We start from the raw sequence: 16,878 nt of genomic DNA, 5'->3' as shown, positions 1-16,878 counted from the left end.
TAGCTAATTACGGGAATAGGGTAGTAGGGAACATGCATGATAAAGTTTGAGCAAGTAAGCAAAACCTACCCCGGTGGACAACGGGCGTTGAGTAAAGTCGATTTTCACATCGCCCCTGGAGAAATGGCTTTTCTTACCGGCCACTCTGGCGCAGGGAAAAGCACGCTGCTTAAACTTATCAGTATTATGGAACGCCCTACAGTAGGTCGTGTACTGATAAACGGTCATGACCTCAATGCTATTAGCCGAAGAGATATTGCCTACATTCGTCGCGATATAGGCATGATTTTCCAGAGCCATCAATTGTTGATGGACAAGTCGGTTTTCGACAATGTGGCGCTTCCACTTGTGATAGAAGGGTACACCCACAAAGAAATTGGCAAGCGTGTCGATGCCGCACTAGAAATGGTAGGGTTACGAGATAAAAGCCGCAACTTACCCATTATGTTATCAGGCGGCGAACAACAACGGGTTGGTATAGCACGCGCTGTTGTTAACAAGCCTCCCTTACTTCTTGCCGACGAGCCTACCGGAAACCTTGACCCGAAACTTTCTATGGAAATTATTCGCTTGTTTGAAGATTTCAACCAAGCCGGTGTATCTGTGTTCATCGCTACCCATGATTTAGGGCTAATTGCCCGAATGAAATATCGCACACTCACTTTAAAAGACGGCCAAATGATTACCGACGGGCTAACTGATGACTTAAATGGGAACTGGCAATGAGTATTCTATTTAAAGGTAGAAGCCAAGGCGCGTCGTCTAGGAAAATAGGGTTTGTACAATCTATTGTGATGTTCTTCGTAAGCCATATAAGGCAAGCCCTTTCAAGCTTAGGCGAATTATGGCGTCAGCCCGCGGCTTCACTGATGACTATTGGTGTGTTGGGCTTAAGTATTACCCTTCCTAGCACGCTTTACATTATGGTTAAAAATACCGAGAAAATTACCGCCGGGTGGGAACAAGCCTCAGAGATTTCTTTATTTTTGAAACCCGATATATCAGCCGCCAGTTCACAGCAATTGGTTGCTAGGTTAAATACTTGGGAAGAAATTGATTCTGTGGTGTTTATACCTGCAGATGATGCGTTAAAAGAGTTTCAGCATTTATCAGGGTTAGGAGATGCTATTGCGTATTTGCAAAGTAACCCGCTACCCGATGTTGTGTTAGTGACCCCCATTGATAAGCATGCCACACCGAATGCCGCTAAAACACTGCTCGATAAGCTAAAGCAGCAGCGTGAGGTTGATATAGGTAAGTTAGATATAGAATGGTTGGAGCGCTTGTATGCGGTTATTGATATTGCCAGCGACCTTGTCACCTTTATTGGCATTTTATTGTTCTTCGCTGTGGTGCTGATTATAGGTAACACTATTCGACTGAACATTCTTAATAAGCATGATGAAATAGTAGTGATGAAGCTAGTAGGGGCAACCGATGCCTTTATTCATCGTCCATTTCTATATACCGGTTTTTGGTACGGCTTACTAGGTGGGCTTATGGCTTGGTTTGCCGTTATAATAATTCTATGGTGGATGGATAGCAGTATTCAAACCTTTGCTGCTATGTATCAAAAAGACTTTAATATTACGGGCCTAACGGGAACGGCGTTATTAACGATGTTGGGGCTATCTATTACATTAGGGTTGCTTGGGTCGCTTATTTCAGTACAGCGTCATGTACGACAAATAGAACCCAAATAAGCGTTATCTTACTGTTTAGCTTTGATAGGCTTAGCTTTGAACAGGGGCGCGAGGGAAGTGCGTAGAAATAGCGCTTCTCACACCGTTACCCCACACAATGGCTTGATTGTAAAGGATATGAAGTTGCTTTTGATCGATATCCAGTACTTTTGCTTGTTTAATCACATTCATCCACAGCGCTCCTTCAAAAGCGCGTACTAGGCCCATGTAGCTGTTGAATTCTGCTGTCTTTCCTAAGATGGCGTCATTTATTTCTTCTGATAGCGGGAGTTGTTTAAGCACATCATCTATAGACTGATCTAATAACGCATCCAACAATGAAAATAACCCCACTAAAAAGCCGATAGGCGGGTTCGCTTTTAAGCCACGCTTTGCCGACAATAAATCGAAAAACTTGGCCCTAACCAAAGACATATGAATAATCTCTAACGGCTTATCATCACCTAAGTTGGTGAGGCTGAGTAGCGCGATAAACTTCTTCACCTCCACTTCACCCATATAATTAAGGGCGTGTTTAAGTGAGGTTATTTTATGGCGCTTATTAATCAGTGGGTTATTGATAAACTTAAGCAATAGGTAGCTTAGTGCAGCATCACGCTCAACAATTTGGCTCACTTTATCAATATCAAAATTATCGTTTGAGCACTCGCCGATAAGGTCGACGATGTTCATTTTAGAAGCCGGCAATTGGCGAAGTATGCGTGCTTCTGGCTGGGCAAAGAAATAGCCTTGGAAGAAATCAAACCCAAGATCCATGCTGGTCGCAAATTGGTCTTGCGTATCAACTTGTTCAGCTATGAGTTCAACGTTGGCATCTAGGAATCTTGGAATATTTTTCTCTATGTTTTCGAAACGAATTTGCGAGAGATCTACTTTTACGATATCAACAAGGGGTAGAATTTCATGCTTAGCACTAAGCATCATAGGGTCGTCAATAGCAATACGAAAGCCAAGGCGCTTTATGTGCTGACAAGCTTCTAACAAGCCCGTTTGAGCAAAAGGGTTGTCAGCCAATTCAACCACAACCGATTCTGGGTTCAGTGTGGTAGGGAAGCGAGAAATAATGGTTTCAGAGGAAAAGTTAATAAAAGAGGTCTTTTCACCGCTAATGTCATCTAGCCCTAATGGATGAAAGTGTTCAGAAATATATTGCGCTTTTTCAGGAGAGTGCTCGGGGTACGCGCCAGCCTTGCCATCTCGAAACAAAAGTTCGTAAGCAAATACATCCTTTGTTTTATCCAAAATCGGTTGGCGAGCGATAAATGCGAACATACAAGTTCCCTACTGGCACGTTGAACAATTATCAACGAATATTACTGTAATTTGCACCACCATAACATGCATTTACGAAAATCGCGTTAATTTGCGCATTACATTATGCAAGTCATATTAGTGAACGTACATTCCTGAATTACTTTTTCTCTACCTGCGCTGAAACATGTACGTGGTGTGCCCATTTCATCGCTTCATTATAATAACCGTGAAGCAAAGTTTGCTGAATGTTGTACTTGCCGGAAAACTTTTTAATACCTGCCCAGTTCGCTCTTTCAAAATACTTAGCTAAAGTAAGACAGTCTTTCAATACGCCAGGCTCACCACAAAGCGCGTCTTTTACATTATCGCTAATAGGTACCTTACTAACCAATTCGTCGATGTGTTGTTCCATCATGGCATCAAGCATAGATAAAAGACCGGTTAAAAAGCCGGTAAGTTGATTTTCGCTTTCTTTAAAAGAGATAAACACAAGCTCACAAAATTTTGCCCGTACAAGGGCCATCTGCATCAATTCTTGAGGCTGACCGTCATTTAAATTAGCCAATGCAAGTAACGCGATAAACTTCTTAACTTCAACTTCGCCCATAAAGTTAAGCGCATGCTTGAGGGATGTAATTTTATTTCGCTTATTAATAAGGGGATTATTGATGAAGCGTAATAGCAAATAGGTGAGGGATGGATCGCGCTCAATAATTCGATTTACTTCATCAAAATTTAGCTTGGGTTGGCTACTTAACGTGAGTAGTTCCATCATGGTAAGCGCGCTAGGGCCTAATTTGCGATGACGTACAATTTCTGGTTTAGCTAGGAAGTAACCTTGAAAATAGTCGAAACCCATTTCCTTAAACTTGTGAAATTCTTCGTAGGTTTCGATTTTTTCGGCCACAAGTTCGATATTGTGCGATTTGAAGCGTTTAACTAATGAGGGAATAGTTTCGTGAGCAATTTCAGTAATGTCTATTTTAACAATACTGGTAAAAGGAACGAAAGCGTCCCACTTATCTTCCATATCATAGTCATCAAGTGCAATGGGGTAACCTAACCCTCGTATGTGCTTGCATGCGGCAATAAGCGCGTCATCTACCTCAACGGTTTCAACAATCTCAATAACCACTTTACTTGCGTCTAATGAGGTAGGAAATCGGTACATCAAGGTATCGCGGTGAAAATTAATAAATGCTTTTTTATCACCTGTTATTTCTTCAATACCTAAGCTTAAATGCGTAGACGTTAAAATTTTTGAGGTCGCCTCATCGGGCGGAATATCTGGAAAGCAATTGTCTTCCCCTATTCGGAAAAGTAATTCGTAAGCGTAAACGTTCCTATTTACGTCGAATATGGGTTGTCTTGCTACGTATGCGAACATCGAGTGCCTCTTTGCTCTCGCCGCGTAAAAACGCGATTGAAGTCGGTAAAAAAATGAAAGTTTTTATTATTATTTTGTTATTTATTTTATTTTGTTATTTATTATAGCGCCGAGCGCTTTTAAGGCATAAATTTTATATCTCATTGTAAGTAAAAAAGCGATGCTAGCAATCGAAAAATTGTAATAGTCTGCGTATTCGAGAGCGGGTAAAGTAGTTTTGTTGATATATAACAAAAATACGACCGAATTTAAGTTTGATATAACTTTTTGAAAGATGAATGGCATGTTTTATATACATTTTGAATGTATAATGGGCATATACCGTGAATATCTGCTTCGATAAGCTGTTTCCTCTGGGTTCGCACTTATGTTTCTTTGAAGCTTCCGGTGATATTTATTGAGCGTTGTAGCGTAATGATAAATTCGTTTTGCAATGTTTGAGAAATTTGGAAAGAGATAGACACTAATTGAACTGTTTTTTGCAATTGTGGTCTTGATCTTTAGAAGATGGGTACTACATACCAATAACTGGTTTGGTTTCTCATCGCAATTAAGTCTCGCGCGGCTGATGTTACTTTGCTAATATCAAGTTGCAAAGAATGAGGTGAATAATGAGCAATAAATTGCAATCCCTAGCACTATCAGTTCCTCACAGCGGTAGCATTGAAGGCTACGTACAAGCTGTAAGTCGTATTGATATGCTAACTGCAGAAGAAGAGCGCGCATTAGCGGTGCGTCTTCGTGAAGATGAAGATTTAGAAGCAGCACGCAAGCTGGTTATGTCTCATCTACGCTTTGTTGTGCATATTGCAAAATCTTATTCAGGATATGGTTTGCCACAAGCTGACCTTATCCAAGAAGGTAATATTGGTCTAATGAAGGCAGTTAAGCGTTTCGACCCAACAGTGGGCGTTCGTTTGGTTTCTTTTGCCGTACATTGGATCAAAGCTGAAATTCATGAGTTCGTACTCAAGAACTGGCGTATTGTTAAAGTTGCTACCACAAAAGCGCAACGTAAATTGTTCTTCAACTTACGCAAAGCGAAAAAACGTCTTGGTTGGTTTACCCACGAAGAAGTGCAAACGGTAGCCAGCGAGCTGGGTGTGAGTACGAAAGAAGTGCTTCAAATGGAAGCGCGAATGAGCAGCCAAGATCAAGCATTCGATCTTTCTGCTGACGAGGACGAAACGGGCAACTTTGCACCGGTTCAATTTCTTGAAGATAAATCAACTGATGTTGAGATGGACGTTATTAATAACGATTGGGATACTAATGCGAGCAAGCGTTTGTACTCAGCCATTAAGACGCTAGATGACAGAAGCCAAGATATTATCGAGACTCGTTGGTTGGCTGACAGCAAAATTACACTTCAAGATCTTGCTGATAAGTACGAAGTATCTGCTGAACGTGTTCGTCAAATTGAAAAGAACGCGATGAAAAAGCTTCAAGCTGCCATGGTTGCGTAAGCAAGCGCCGCCCAAGCGTCTAAGCTAAACAAATATAATTGAAAAAAGCGCCTACTGGCGCTTTTTTTGTATGTGTCATTTACGAAAGTAAAAAACAGCGAATAATATACCTTTGCTCGTTAGGCCTCGGTTTGCTCTGGAAGCACCCAAAACACCCCTTCAAACTCTGCCACGGCATTATCGCCATCCAAGATATCTACGTTCAAAGCAAATCGTGCTTTCTCACCTTTTTCTAAAGGCTTAAATTTGCCCGATAAGGTTTCTATATTACAGATTGCACGAGGCTTCATAGTAATGGGCTTATGATAGTGAATATCGCCGTCGCCCAATACAATATCGCCTGTTAGCCCGCGCTCTTTTAGTTGTAAGTAAATCATTCCCCAACCAGTTAATGTGGCTAACGAAAAAATACTGCCGGCAAACATAGTGCCATGAACATTAATATTTTTATTAAGTGACGCGCGGGTTTCTAATGTTCTGCCTGTGTATTGATATAGTTTAATGCCCATATGTTCTGTAATGGGAATGGTATCAGTCCAGGTTTGCTGTAATGATTTACACCACTTGGGATGCAGCACTAAGGTGTTATTTTCAGTTAGCTTTTTCACCATCTGCTGGCGTCTTAGCATGCCTAATTCGTTAGGCGCTTCACGTTCAACCACAAACCCACATGCGCTAAAAAAGTCGATGGAAACTTCTCGGCTGTTGGTCACCGCGCGTATAGCACCCAATTCTTTCGCCACGTTCTCTAAAGCGTCCATTATCATCTGCCCAAGCCCTTTACGCAGATGATCAGGGTGTACGGCAATATGTCGAATTTGTGCTTCTTCAGCGGTATTTAAATGTACTCGTCCACAGGCAACAATGTCGCCTTTACCGTTCACTATGGTGCGGTGCTCTGCCACTTGTTCATATTCATCTTTCTCTGAACCAGGAGGAAAGTTCCATGGCTGGCGAAGGTGAGCCCAGCGAAAATGAAAATAGGCTTCGAATTCAGTATCGCTTTTAGGGGTTACAACCTTATACACAATAGAGAGGCCTCGTATGAAAGAATGAAAATCTATTTAACCTTACGCTTTTCAACTGCACAAGATTAATTCTAGTATGTTCATTATACCTGAAACTGGAATGTGGCGGGTCCGTCATTTACTAAAGCGACTTTCATTTCAGCACCGAATTGCCCAGTTTCCACCACAATGCCCTTTTGTCTAAGGGATTCTATAAATTGCAGATAAATAGCATTGCCATGTTCAGGTGTTGCTCCTCTAGAAAAGCCAGGACGATTACCCTTTTGCGTGTCGGCCACAAGAGTGAATTGGGACACCACTAATACTTTCCCCCCGATTTGCTCAACATTTAGGTTCATTTTTCCATCGCTGTCGGAAAAAATACGGTAGCGGCATAATTTGTTAGCAAGCTTTTCGATTTGTTCTGGGCCATCGTCTTTTTCAACGCCAAGCAGCACTAGCATACCTTGTTCAATTTCACCGATGATTTCATTGTTCACTGACACGCTAGCTTCAGACACTCGTTGAACCAACCCAATCATTACTTTTGCTCCTTTAAAAATCTTGCCATATCTCTGGTTGCGCGGCACAACGCATAAGCAATGCCCGGTTCAGACGTGCTATGGCCAGCATCAGGAATGATTTGAAGTTGGCTTCCCGGCCACGACTTATGTAATGATTCTGCCGCTTCAGTTTTACATATCATGTCATATCGACCATGAATGATAGTGCCAGGAATATCACTTATTTTATTTATATTATCAAGTATATAGCCTTCATCAATAAAGCATTTGTTGGTTAAGAAATGGCATTCAAGAGTGGCTAAGCTGGTGACAAGCGATAGGGGATATTGACTGGTGGAATCGCCAGTGCCAGGTGGTAAAGATACGCGAGAAAGTCGCTCTTCCCATTGATACCAGCGCTTCAACGCCGCATGGCGTTGTACCTCGTTATCGGCTTTCAATGTATTGAGATAATGCGTACAAATAGCAGCGGTACTTAGCGAACCGTCTATCCCTTTAACGAACTGGCGATAATATTCTGGAAAAAGCTGAGCGGCACCCCCTTGTGGCGACAAAAACCAGTCTCGGTCTTGTTGGCGTGCTAAAAATACGCCGCGAAGAATAAGGCCGCTGACATGATCAGCATACCTAAAAGCATAAAGAAGCGCTAAGGTTGAACCCCATGAGCCCCCAAACACTAACCAACTCGATACGTTGAGCTGGCGCCTTAATATTTCAATATCTTCTACATTTAGCCATGTATCGTTGTCTTTGATGCTGGCTAATGGTGTTGAACGACCACATCCCCTTTGCTCGAAACCGATAATACGGTATCGGTTACTGTCGAAGAAACATTTATAATTTGGCGGTAAACCAGCACCTGGACCACCATGAATAAAGAGTACTGGAATACCTTCAGGGTTGCCGCTCTGCTCGTAATATAGAGAGTGCCCACATCCCACCTCGATAAATCCATTTTGATAGCAGGTAACATCTGGGTAAAGTCGTTTCATTTTATTTCCGCGCGTTGTGCGGGTGCCTGTTTTAGTTTAGTTTATTCTTATGAAATACTACATAATCATATTCTGATAACAATTGCGAGGAAGTTTATATGTCAGGGCAAGGATCTGGCGGCAATGTGATTGCTGCAATCTGTAACTTTTTTATTCCAGGGTTAGGGCATTTAGTACAAGGGCGAATACTTGGCGCACTGTTTTATTTTATTGTGGTTGGAGTGAGCTATGCGCTTGCCGCAACCGTAGTATTAGCAATTGTATTTTGGCCACTTGGCGTTATTTTGCACATTATTTGTATTATTAGCGCGGCCCGCTATCGAGGGAGAGAGATGTTATGAGGCTAATAGCAACCGCTATTATTGCTATGTTGGTATTAACTGGCTGTCAGTCTGCGTATTACGCAGCGTGGGAGAAAGTAGGCGTTGAAAAGCGCGATATTCTTGTAGACCGTGTTGAAAACGCAAAAGAGTCGCAAGAAGACGCACAGGAAGAGTTTAGCTCTGCGCTGGAAGCTTTTAGTGCCGTGGTTGCTTTTGAAGGTGGCGAGTTAGAAGATGTTTATAACAAGCTTAACAGCGAGTATGAAAACAGCCTTTCTGCTGCCAATGATGTCACTGATCGTATCGATAAAGTAGAAAGCGTGGCTGAAGCGTTATTTGATGAATGGGAAGACGAGTTAGAAAAGTATCAAAATGCATCATTAAAACGAGAAAGTACTGCGAAATTGCGTGATACAGAGCGCAGATACAGCGCATTGATTAAAACCATGCGTAAAGCAGAAAGCAGAATGGCACCTGTATTAAGTGCATTTCAAGACAATGTTTTATATTTAAAGCATAACTTGAACGCTAGCGCGATTGGCGCGTTGCAAGGTGAGCTTTCAACTATTCAAAATGATGTTGATCAACTCATTGAGCAAATGAATTCAGCTATAGCTGAATCTGATGCCTTCATTGCTGCCATGTCTAATTAATGAGTGCCCAACTAATAAGTGTGTCGCTTATCAGTCGTTAGCTTGTTTCTACTATTAACAAGCTAATACGATACTAAAAAGGCGTTGTAGTTTCGTTTCCTACAACGCCTTTTTTTATTCCTCTGGAATTTGCCTTGGCTCGGCTTCCGCTTTTCTATTTTCAAACGCTTGGCCCAGGCTACACGTAAACTCAGCGCCTAATAGCACTAAAATCCATGAGATATAGACCCACAAAAATAAGATAGGTACTACGGCTAGCGCACCGTATATCAACTCATAGGAGGGGAAATTAGTAATATAAAGGGCAAAGCCAGACTTCGTTAATTCGAACGCAACCGTCGCCAATATGGCACCTGAAATAGCGTGACGGGCAAAAACACGTCGGTTCGGAACTATCATGTACAAAATAAAGAAAGCCAGCATGGCAGCAAAGCTAGGTACAAGAGTAAGTAAAAACGTGCCTAACCCAGGGGTATATTCTTCGGCGAAAGCAGCTAGACCTGCTAAATAAGAACTAATTATCACGCTAGAGCCGATAAGCAAGGGCCCTAAGGTAATCACCATCCAGTAAATGGCAAAGGTATACACGATAGGACGATCGCTTTGTGTACGCCAAATACGGTTAAGGGTTTTATCAACGTTGGATATCAGCATTAGCGCCACAACAAGTAGCGATAGAATACCAATAGCGCCCATTTCTGAAGCGTTGCCAACAAAGTCAGACATATACTCATGAACTGTATCGCTAGCGGTAGGTACAAAATTATTAAAGATAAAGTATTCTAATTTGCCTCGCACCGAAGCAAATGCAGGAAACGCTGACATGATGGTGAATGTCACCATGATAAAAGGAACAAGAGAAAGTAGCGTAACGTAGGCTAGGTGGCCTGCGGAAATGGTAATATTGTCTTCACGGCAGCGCTTGATGAAGATAGTGAAAAGATCGACAACTTGTGGTGCGAGCTTATGATAGATGGCTTTTACCCGATCCCAATTCACACTTTACTCCTAGTAATTACTCGCCTTGGCTATTCGCCACCTACCTTGGCTTTTAAACAACCTAGAAAAGTGACAGTAAGGCAAACGAGTCGTTCAAATACCTAATAATAAGCAAATGGTATACTGGTCTGCCCTATAGGAGCAAAGGTTTAATCGAAATTAACCTGCTCGAACACCTAGCATGTGGCAAATAGCGTAGCTCAATTCACTACGGTTAAGGGTGTAAAAGTGAAAATGCTTCACACCTTCTTTGGCGAGTACCTTAACTTGATCCATGGCGATATTAGCACCAATGAGGTTCCGCGTAGCTTGGTCGTCATCGTCGAGGCCATCAAACATTTTGTGTAAGAACCCAGGTACGTGCACGTTAGTGAAACCGGCAAACTTTACCAAGGTTTGATAGTTAGTGACTGGTAGTATGCCAGGTACTAGGTCTAGGTCGATCCCCGCTGCTGCCGCACGGTCACGAAAACGCAAAAATACACTGGTGTCGAAGAAGAACTGTGAAATCGCTTCGCTCGCACCGGCTTCTGCTTTGCGCTTAAGGTTCAGTAAGTCGAATTGGGCATTAGGCGCTTCTGGATGTTTTTCAGGATAAGCGGCCACTGATATATCGAAATCGGCTACATCCTTTAGTAATGCTACTAAATCTGAAGCATACATCTCGGTATCTTTCACGCCAGGCGGTAAATCACCACGCAAGGCAACAATGCGACGAATACCAGAATCCCAGTAGTCTTGAGCAATTTGTTTAAGCTCATCACGGCTTGCATCAACACAAGTAAGGTGAGGTACAGCTGCAACCCCTGTTTGCTGTTGAATACGCTTTACTACATCATGAGTACGGTCGCGCTCACCACTGTTAGCACCATAAGTAACCGACATGTAACTTGGCTTTAAGGGCGCCAAACGTTCAACGGACTTCCACAAGGTTTGTTCCATTTTCTCTGATTTAGGCGGAAAAAACTCAAATGACACATCAATGTCACGCAGTTCCGAGAGGGACTGATTCAGTGCATCGACACCTTGTGCGTAAGAAACCATGATAAAATTGCTCTTTTATAGACGTTTAGACGTCCAAAATAAAGAATTTACGTCTAGACGTCAAGAGGTTTACACTGCTCAATTGACCTTTTCGTCAACTTGTTTAGAATTTCTCTTCATAACATAAATAAGATCAGACAGAGTTAGCATTATGGCAGAGTGGAACGGTAAGTATATTCATCCCTACGCAGAGCACGGTAAAAAGAGTGAACAGGTAAAGAAAGTCACCGTTTCTATTCCTATTAATGTGCTAAAGGCATTAACCGATGAACGTACACGTCGGCAAATAAATAATTTACGTCATGCGACGAATTCAGAGTTGTTATGTGAAGCATTCCTTCATGCCTTCACTGGTCAGCCGTTACCGGATGATGAAGATTTAAGAAAAGATAACCCTAATCGTGTACCAGCAGAAGCAAGGCGCATAATGGAAGATATGGGTATAGACGTTTCTATTGAGAACGAACAAGAAGATTAAAAAAAACGGCAATGAAAGTTGCCGTTTTTTATAATAATTTGAAGATTAAGCTGCGCGCTATATTCTTCGTTTATATTACCTTCACTCTGCGCGGCTAGGTATTTCTGGAAGTCTTGCAACGCCAGATTCAATCGCCGCTTTAGACACGGCAGTAGCAATGCGTTCACAAAGGCGAGGGTCCATTGGCTTAGGGATAATGTATTCTTTGCCAAAGGTGAGGCTTTTACTATTGCTGGCCGTTAATACCGATTCTGGCACAGGCTCTTTAGTAATAGCGCGAAGTGCTTCTACCGCAGCCACTTTCATCTCGTCGTTAATGGCCGTTGCGCGAACATCTAATGCACCACGGAAAATGAACGGAAAGCACAGAACATTGTTTACCTGATTAGGATAATCAGAACGCCCTGTCGCCATAATTAAATCGCTTCGAACCTCGTGGGCCAATTCAGGCTTAATTTCAGGGTCGGGATTAGAGCATGCAAAAACAATTGGGTTGGGGCTCATTAACGCTAGCGTTTCTGGTGGTAATACATCAGGTCCAGATACACCTACAAAAATGTCCGCGCCTTCCATTACATCTTCTAAGGTACGTTTATCAGTGTTATTAGCGAACAAGCGCTTGTGCTCGGTAAGGTCTTCACGGCGAGTGTGAATAACCCCTTTTCTGTCTAGCATGTAAATGCGTTCACGCTGCGCACCACATTTAATCAGTAATTCCATACAGGCAACGGCTGCCGCACCAGCACCCATGCAGACTATTTTAGCGCTCTCAATATTTTTACCCTGAATTTCAATGGCGTTCAACATGCCTGCGGCGGTAACAATAGCAGTACCATGTTGATCGTCATGGAATACGGGAATACTGCAGCGCTTAATCAATTCTTGTTCTATTTCAAAGCATTCAGGGGCTTTAATATCTTCAAGGTTAATACCGCCAAAGGTATCTGCAATATTGGCAACGGTATTAATAAATTCTTCTGTTGTACGATGCTTTACTTCAATATCGATAGCATCAAGCCCTGCAAAGCGTTTAAACAGCAGTGCTTTACCTTCCATAACTGGTTTAGAAGCTAACGGCCCTAAATTACCCAAACCTAAAATAGCAGTTCCATTACTGATGACCGCTACCATGTTGCCTTTTGCAGTATATTTGTAAGCATTATCAGGATCTTCAGCAATTTCTCGTACCGGCTCAGCGACCCCTGGACTGTAAGCCAGAGCAAGATCATCCACACTATCGGCTGGCTTTGAAAGCTCTACGCTGATTTTACCTGGCGTGGGTTTGGCATGATAATCTAGTGCACGTTGTCTGAAATCTGACATTAGTAAACATATCCTTCGATGTAGGGGTTAGGCAATCTTCGTTACCGTAGGGGCAATCTGCGTTCTAGCAGTAGAATGTCTTCGACTCTATCACAGGGTCATTTGAGTACATATCTGATCTGCCCTTTATATCTGTCAATCTAGGACAGACTTGCTCGTATGACCAGTGACATCGTCGAATATTTGCCATTCACAGTATTAATGACACTTAAGGAGTTAATACATTATTTCTATTTTATGGGTACTGGTACAGGGATAAGTTCAGGCATAAATGCAGGAATAACTTCAGGCTTGGTAACAAATAACAATCGGATAATGTTTGAAAAAAGTCATTTAACCGGCAGCTTAAGGCGCTGATTGGCGGAATAGGTATAATGGTAAACATGAAGAAAGAAAGCGTAACTTAACATGTCTGAAAAGAAACTGATTGAAGCGTTAACTGCGGTGTGTGAGTGGGCAAAATCTGAGTCGGTTGGCTTTGAATGGCTTACGCATGAGGGTCACTGGCGCAGACCAGAAATTATTGCGGTGTTTAAAACCGAAAAGCAAAAAAGTGAAGCACTTTCAACTAACTGGAACCAAGCATTCGAACATGAACTTGATAACGTATGCTCCGAATTGAAGGTACGCATTAAAGGAGTTCGCTATGACAGCGAGCAAGCATGCTCTGCACAAAGTAACGGCAACTGGGAACGGCATTTAAAACGCCGAGCTTTTCACTAAAAGAGCATTTTACTAACAAAGCATTGCATTAGCCGAGCATTCCACTTCGCTGCTCTAGCTGCTCTATAAGGGGCGAGCACGGTATTGGTTGAACCCAAATGAAGCGAGAATGAAAAGCGCAGATACGAAAAAATTCAAAACCCACTTACAAACTCCAGACACAAAAAAAGCGCCGATAGGCGCTTTTTTTAAAGAAACATCGTGTTTCTGAGTACTGAGCTTATTTAGCGCCCAAAGCACCGAAACGTTTCTTGAAGCGGTCAACACGACCACCGGTATCAACGTTACGTTGCTTACCAGTGTAGAATGGGTGACATGCAGAACATACGTCTAGGTTAATATCTTTACCTAGAGTAGAACGGATTTTCATTACGTTGCCGCAAGAACATGTTGCTGTCATTTCAGCGTATTCTGGGTGGATACCATCTTTCATTTTGGATTACCTTCAATATGAGGCCGTATCGCTATTTGGCCCGAAGCCAAACACCATACGCAACTTTAAATTCAATGACCAACCGCAGTAATTGCAGTCAGCCGCAAAAGAGCGGCGCATAATAAAGGAAGCAACTAAAGTGATCAAGCACTTTTTGTATGCGAAGTAAACAGGGGCGGCGTTAATCAAGCTCACGGGCTAAAATAAATTCCCTTCCCTTATTTGACATTATGTTTAAATGCCAGATCATTAGCGGTTCTGAATTTACGTTTACTCACTTTACGTTCATCAATTTTGGGGCATCAATTTTAATGGTATTCATTCAGGTGGCTGTACCTGTGCCGCTTCGCCAGCTATTTACCTATTCTCATACCGACACTTTACAACCGGGTGTGCGGGTAAAAGTGCCTTTCGGGCCACGTCAACTGGTAGGCATTGTGGTTGAATCCGGTGTAGACATAGATGATACCAGTAAGATAAAAGCCATTATTGAGGTGGTAGATAGCGCACCTGTTATCGACGAATCGCTAAGAAAAATGGCGCATTGGTTATGGCAGTATTACCACCATGCGCCTGGGGAAGTGATACATGCCATGCTTCCCGTACCACTTCGTAAAGGTGAGCCAGCCACGCCATCCCCCGCGCAATATATTCAAGTCACACCAGAAGGTGCTGATACCGATGTTAAAAGTTTAAGCCGTGCTCCAAAGCAAATGAGCTGCTTAAAAGCGGTTCAAACCACATCAATTATTGCTAGCGAAGCGCGTAAGCATTTTTCACCCGCAGTAGTGAAAGCGTTATTAGAGAAAGCACTTATTGAGCTCGTAGAAATTACCCCTGAACTCACTGCACAAGCGTGGTTGGATACCTTCGAAATTGGCGAAAAGCCCGTACCTGATAAAGAGCAAGGGGTCGCGATAGCGGCATTAAACCAGCAACATGGCACCTTTGCGATTAGCTTGCTTGAAGGGGTGACAGGTAGCGGTAAAACCGAGGTGTATCTGCAATCAATTGAACCTTTGCTTAAAGCCGGTAAACAAGTGCTTATTTTAGTGCCTGAAATTGGTTTAACGCCGCAAACCGTTTCGCGTTTCGAAAAGCGCTTCAATATTCCTGTAGGCGTATTGCACTCTCAATTGACGGACGCCGCGCGATTATCGGTATGGCAGCGGGCAAGGGCAGGCGAACTCGGTATTATCATTGGTACTCGCTCAGCTATTTTTACACCCCTTAAAAACCCCGGCATGATCATCGTAGATGAAGAGCATGATGAATCGTTTAAACAACAAGACGGGCTTAGGTATCACGCGCGCGATTTAGCGGCCATGCGAGCCAAAGAGCACAGCATTCCTTTGTTGCTCGGCAGTGCTACCCCAGCGCTTGAAACGCTTAATAACGCGTTAAACGGGCGCTTTGCGCATTTGCAACTAACACGGCGTGCCGCAGGGGCGCAAAGTACCAAGCAGTATTTGCTAGATGCAAGAGACCAACCTATTCATTACGGCATCTCAGAAGGCTTGCTGACGATTATGCGCCAGCATGTAAATGCAGGGAATCAGATTCTGGTTTTTGTAAATAGACGAGGTTATGCTCCCGCGCTTTTGTGTCATCACTGTGGCACCACGGCAATGTGTAAGCGTTGTGACAGACCCTATACCGTGCATAAAGGGCAAAACAGACTGCAATGCCACCACTGTGGTGCTACTCGTTCAATGCCCAAAGAGTGTGAAGCTTGCCACAGCCATGAAATGGTAACGGCGGGGACGGGCACCGAGCAGGTAGAAGAAGGCTTAATGAAGCTGTTCCCCGATGCCAAGCACGTGCGCATAGACAGTGATACGGTAAGAGGAAAAGACAAGCTACATCAAACCCTCGACGCTATTAACCGCCAAGAACACCAAATACTGGTAGGCACGCAAATTTTATCGAAAGGGCACCATTTTCCTCACGTTACATTGGTGGTGGTGTTAGATTGTGATGGGGCGCTATTTAGTGCTGATTTTCGAGCTCCTGAAAAGCTAGCGCAGCTCGTTACGCAGCTTGCAGGGCGAGCAGGGCGTGCCAGTAAACCCGGAGAAATGTGGCTGCAAACCCACAATCCTCACCATCCTTTATTACAAGATTTAGTGAACAACGGCTATGCCCACTTTGCTCGTCATGCATTGATGGAGCGAAAAGCGTCTGCATTGCCTCCTTATATTAGTCAATTTGTGATTCGGGCAGAGGCAACCGAGAGCTCATCGGCCTATGCATTCCTGCAGCAGACTAGGGGCGTCCTTTCAAACTCACATACTGCAAACGCAAATTCTAAGGGCTTAGTACCGCAAATGAGTGGACCATTTCCCTGTTTAATTGAAAAGCGCCAAGGGCGTTTTCGCTTTATGCTGGTGTGCAGTCATGAAAAGAGAGCGCCGTTACATAACGCATTGCGGCTAGCTCTGCCGTATTTACAAGGTTTACCGCAGGCGGCAAAAGTACGTTGGTCGGTAGATATCGACCCCACCGATTTCAGTTAGCGCACAGGTTTCTATTACGGTAAAATCTTAACACTGATGTATACAAGTGTTTC

The 16,878-nt window shown here is 43.1% G+C and carries 17 protein-coding genes; 8 read left to right on the top strand and 9 right to left on the bottom strand.

Annotation, left to right across the window (positions count from 1 at the left end; translation table 11 throughout):
• The first annotated feature begins 36 nt into the window (after positions 1-36).
• Together ftsE and ftsX are read left to right on the top strand one after the other, a co-directional pair.
• Positions 37-726 (top strand): cell division ATP-binding protein FtsE, encoded by a 690-nt coding sequence (ftsE, locus tag J5X92_RS17640; protein WP_013786290.1) that lies wholly within the window; start codon positions 37-39, stop codon positions 724-726.
• Positions 723-1,703 (top strand): permease-like cell division protein FtsX, encoded by a 981-nt coding sequence (gene ftsX, locus J5X92_RS17635; protein WP_013786289.1) that lies wholly within the window; start codon positions 723-725, stop codon positions 1,701-1,703. Before ftsE ends, ftsX begins: the two co-directional genes overlap by 4 nt.
• A 30-nt stretch (positions 1,704-1,733) precedes the next feature.
• On the opposite strand, the gene J5X92_RS17630 is transcribed toward ftsX, so the two are convergent.
• Together J5X92_RS17630 and J5X92_RS17625 are read right to left on the bottom strand one after the other, a co-directional pair.
• Positions 1,734-2,975, bottom strand: coding sequence for an EAL domain-containing protein (locus tag J5X92_RS17630; RefSeq protein ID WP_126871732.1), 1,242 nt, complete (start codon positions 2,973-2,975; stop codon positions 1,734-1,736).
• Between the two features lie 139 nt (positions 2,976-3,114).
• Positions 3,115-4,344 carry an EAL domain-containing protein gene (locus J5X92_RS17625; RefSeq protein WP_208806211.1) on the bottom strand — a complete coding sequence of 410 codons (1,230 nt, stop codon included), beginning with the start codon at positions 4,342-4,344 and terminating at the stop codon, positions 3,115-3,117.
• 611 nt (positions 4,345-4,955) lie between these two features.
• Here J5X92_RS17625 and rpoH point away from each other — a divergent pair.
• Positions 4,956-5,810, top strand: coding sequence for an RNA polymerase sigma factor RpoH (gene rpoH / locus J5X92_RS17620; RefSeq protein ID WP_013786286.1), 855 nt, complete (start codon positions 4,956-4,958; stop codon positions 5,808-5,810).
• A 119-nt stretch (positions 5,811-5,929) separates the two neighbouring features.
• On the opposite strand, the gene J5X92_RS17615 is transcribed toward rpoH, so the two are convergent.
• The 3 genes from J5X92_RS17615 to pip all read right to left on the bottom strand — a co-directional run bounded on the left by J5X92_RS17615 (position 5,930) and on the right by pip (position 8,333).
• Positions 5,930-6,838 (bottom strand): bifunctional GNAT family N-acetyltransferase/hotdog fold thioesterase, encoded by a 909-nt coding sequence (locus tag J5X92_RS17615; protein WP_129740236.1) that lies wholly within the window; start codon positions 6,836-6,838, stop codon positions 5,930-5,932.
• Positions 6,839-6,921: 83 nt separating this feature from the next.
• Positions 6,922-7,359: a D-aminoacyl-tRNA deacylase gene (dtd, locus tag J5X92_RS17610; RefSeq protein WP_013786284.1), complete on the bottom strand. Its 438-nt coding sequence runs from the start codon at positions 7,357-7,359 to the stop codon at positions 6,922-6,924.
• Positions 7,359-8,333, bottom strand: coding sequence for a prolyl aminopeptidase (pip, locus tag J5X92_RS17605; RefSeq protein ID WP_013786283.1), 975 nt, complete (start codon positions 8,331-8,333; stop codon positions 7,359-7,361). Before pip ends, dtd begins: the two co-directional genes overlap by 1 nt.
• 98 nt (positions 8,334-8,431) lie before the next feature.
• Here pip and J5X92_RS17600 point away from each other — a divergent pair, with 98 nt between their 5' ends.
• The gene (locus J5X92_RS17600; protein WP_013786282.1) at positions 8,432-8,674 is read left to right on the top strand and encodes a hypothetical protein; all 243 of its coding nucleotides are present in this window, start codon (positions 8,432-8,434) and stop codon (positions 8,672-8,674) included.
• Positions 8,671-9,309, top strand: coding sequence for a DUF2959 domain-containing protein (locus J5X92_RS17595; RefSeq protein ID WP_013786281.1), 639 nt, complete (start codon positions 8,671-8,673; stop codon positions 9,307-9,309). The genes J5X92_RS17600 and J5X92_RS17595 overlap by 4 nt, the downstream gene beginning before the upstream one ends.
• Positions 9,310-9,423: 114 nt before the next feature.
• On the opposite strand, the gene J5X92_RS17590 is transcribed toward J5X92_RS17595, so the two are convergent.
• Positions 9,424-10,308, bottom strand: a complete 885-nt coding sequence (locus tag J5X92_RS17590; RefSeq protein WP_013786280.1) for a virulence factor BrkB family protein — start codon at positions 10,306-10,308, stop codon at positions 9,424-9,426.
• A gap of 159 nt (positions 10,309-10,467) precedes the next feature.
• Positions 10,468-11,352, bottom strand: a complete 885-nt coding sequence (metF, locus tag J5X92_RS17585) for a methylenetetrahydrofolate reductase (RefSeq protein ID WP_129740232.1) — start codon at positions 11,350-11,352, stop codon at positions 10,468-10,470.
• A gap of 151 nt (positions 11,353-11,503) precedes the next feature.
• Here metF and metJ point away from each other — a divergent pair, with 151 nt between their 5' ends.
• Positions 11,504-11,830, top strand: a complete 327-nt coding sequence (gene metJ / locus J5X92_RS17580; RefSeq protein ID WP_013786278.1) for a met regulon transcriptional regulator MetJ — start codon at positions 11,504-11,506, stop codon at positions 11,828-11,830.
• A gap of 81 nt (positions 11,831-11,911) precedes the next feature.
• Here metJ and J5X92_RS17575 read toward each other — a convergent pair whose 3' ends face one another.
• Complete coding sequence (locus J5X92_RS17575; RefSeq protein WP_208806210.1) at positions 11,912-13,153, bottom strand: malic enzyme-like NAD(P)-binding protein; 1,242 nt, start codon at positions 13,151-13,153, stop codon at positions 11,912-11,914.
• Between the two features lie 408 nt (positions 13,154-13,561).
• On the opposite strand from J5X92_RS17575, the gene J5X92_RS17570 reads away from it, so the two are divergent.
• Complete coding sequence (locus tag J5X92_RS17570; protein ID WP_129740230.1) at positions 13,562-13,876, top strand: hypothetical protein; 315 nt, start codon at positions 13,562-13,564, stop codon at positions 13,874-13,876.
• Positions 13,877-14,096: 220 nt separating this feature from the next.
• On the opposite strand, the gene rpmE is transcribed toward J5X92_RS17570, so the two are convergent.
• Positions 14,097-14,309: a 50S ribosomal protein L31 gene (rpmE, locus tag J5X92_RS17565; RefSeq protein ID WP_013786275.1), complete on the bottom strand. Its 213-nt coding sequence runs from the start codon at positions 14,307-14,309 to the stop codon at positions 14,097-14,099.
• Positions 14,310-14,620: 311 nt separating this feature from the next.
• On the opposite strand from rpmE, the gene priA reads away from it, so the two are divergent.
• Complete coding sequence (priA, locus tag J5X92_RS17560; RefSeq protein ID WP_208806209.1) at positions 14,621-16,825, top strand: primosomal protein N'; 2,205 nt, start codon at positions 14,621-14,623, stop codon at positions 16,823-16,825.
• The last annotated feature ends 53 nt before the right edge of the window (positions 16,826-16,878 follow it).

The sequence above is a fragment of the Alteromonas sp. K632G genome (genome assembly GCF_017653625.1).
Lineage (GTDB): Bacteria > Pseudomonadota > Gammaproteobacteria > Enterobacterales > Alteromonadaceae > Alteromonas > Alteromonas naphthalenivorans.
This window is presented reverse-complemented; position numbering and strand designations above follow the sequence as displayed.

Excerpts from the sequence above, each read along its gene's own strand:
- J5X92_RS17630 (WP_126871732.1), bottom strand. The coding sequence starts at position 2,975 with ATGTTCGCATTTATCGCTCGCCAACCGATTTTGGATAAAACAAAGGAT.
- ftsE (WP_013786290.1), top strand. The coding sequence starts at position 37 with ATGATAAAGTTTGAGCAAGTAAGCAAAACCTACCCCGGTGGACAACGG.
- ftsX (WP_013786289.1), top strand. The coding sequence starts at position 723 with ATGAGTATTCTATTTAAAGGTAGAAGCCAAGGCGCGTCGTCTAGGAAA.
- J5X92_RS17575 (WP_208806210.1), bottom strand. The coding sequence starts at position 13,153 with ATGTCAGATTTCAGACAACGTGCACTAGATTATCATGCCAAACCCACG.
- J5X92_RS17595 (WP_013786281.1), top strand. The coding sequence starts at position 8,671 with ATGAGGCTAATAGCAACCGCTATTATTGCTATGTTGGTATTAACTGGC.
- rpmE (WP_013786275.1), bottom strand. The coding sequence starts at position 14,309 with ATGAAAGATGGTATCCACCCAGAATACGCTGAAATGACAGCAACATGT.
- rpoH (WP_013786286.1), top strand. The coding sequence starts at position 4,956 with ATGAGCAATAAATTGCAATCCCTAGCACTATCAGTTCCTCACAGCGGT.
- dtd (WP_013786284.1), bottom strand. The coding sequence starts at position 7,359 with ATGATTGGGTTGGTTCAACGAGTGTCTGAAGCTAGCGTGTCAGTGAAC.
- pip (WP_013786283.1), bottom strand. The coding sequence starts at position 8,333 with ATGAAACGACTTTACCCAGATGTTACCTGCTATCAAAATGGATTTATC.
- J5X92_RS17625 (WP_208806211.1), bottom strand. The coding sequence starts at position 4,344 with ATGTTCGCATACGTAGCAAGACAACCCATATTCGACGTAAATAGGAAC.
- metF (WP_129740232.1), bottom strand. The coding sequence starts at position 11,352 with ATGGTTTCTTACGCACAAGGTGTCGATGCACTGAATCAGTCCCTCTCG.
- priA (WP_208806209.1), top strand. The coding sequence starts at position 14,621 with ATGGTATTCATTCAGGTGGCTGTACCTGTGCCGCTTCGCCAGCTATTT.
- J5X92_RS17600 (WP_013786282.1), top strand. The coding sequence starts at position 8,432 with ATGTCAGGGCAAGGATCTGGCGGCAATGTGATTGCTGCAATCTGTAAC.
- J5X92_RS17570 (WP_129740230.1), top strand. The coding sequence starts at position 13,562 with ATGTCTGAAAAGAAACTGATTGAAGCGTTAACTGCGGTGTGTGAGTGG.
- metJ (WP_013786278.1), top strand. The coding sequence starts at position 11,504 with ATGGCAGAGTGGAACGGTAAGTATATTCATCCCTACGCAGAGCACGGT.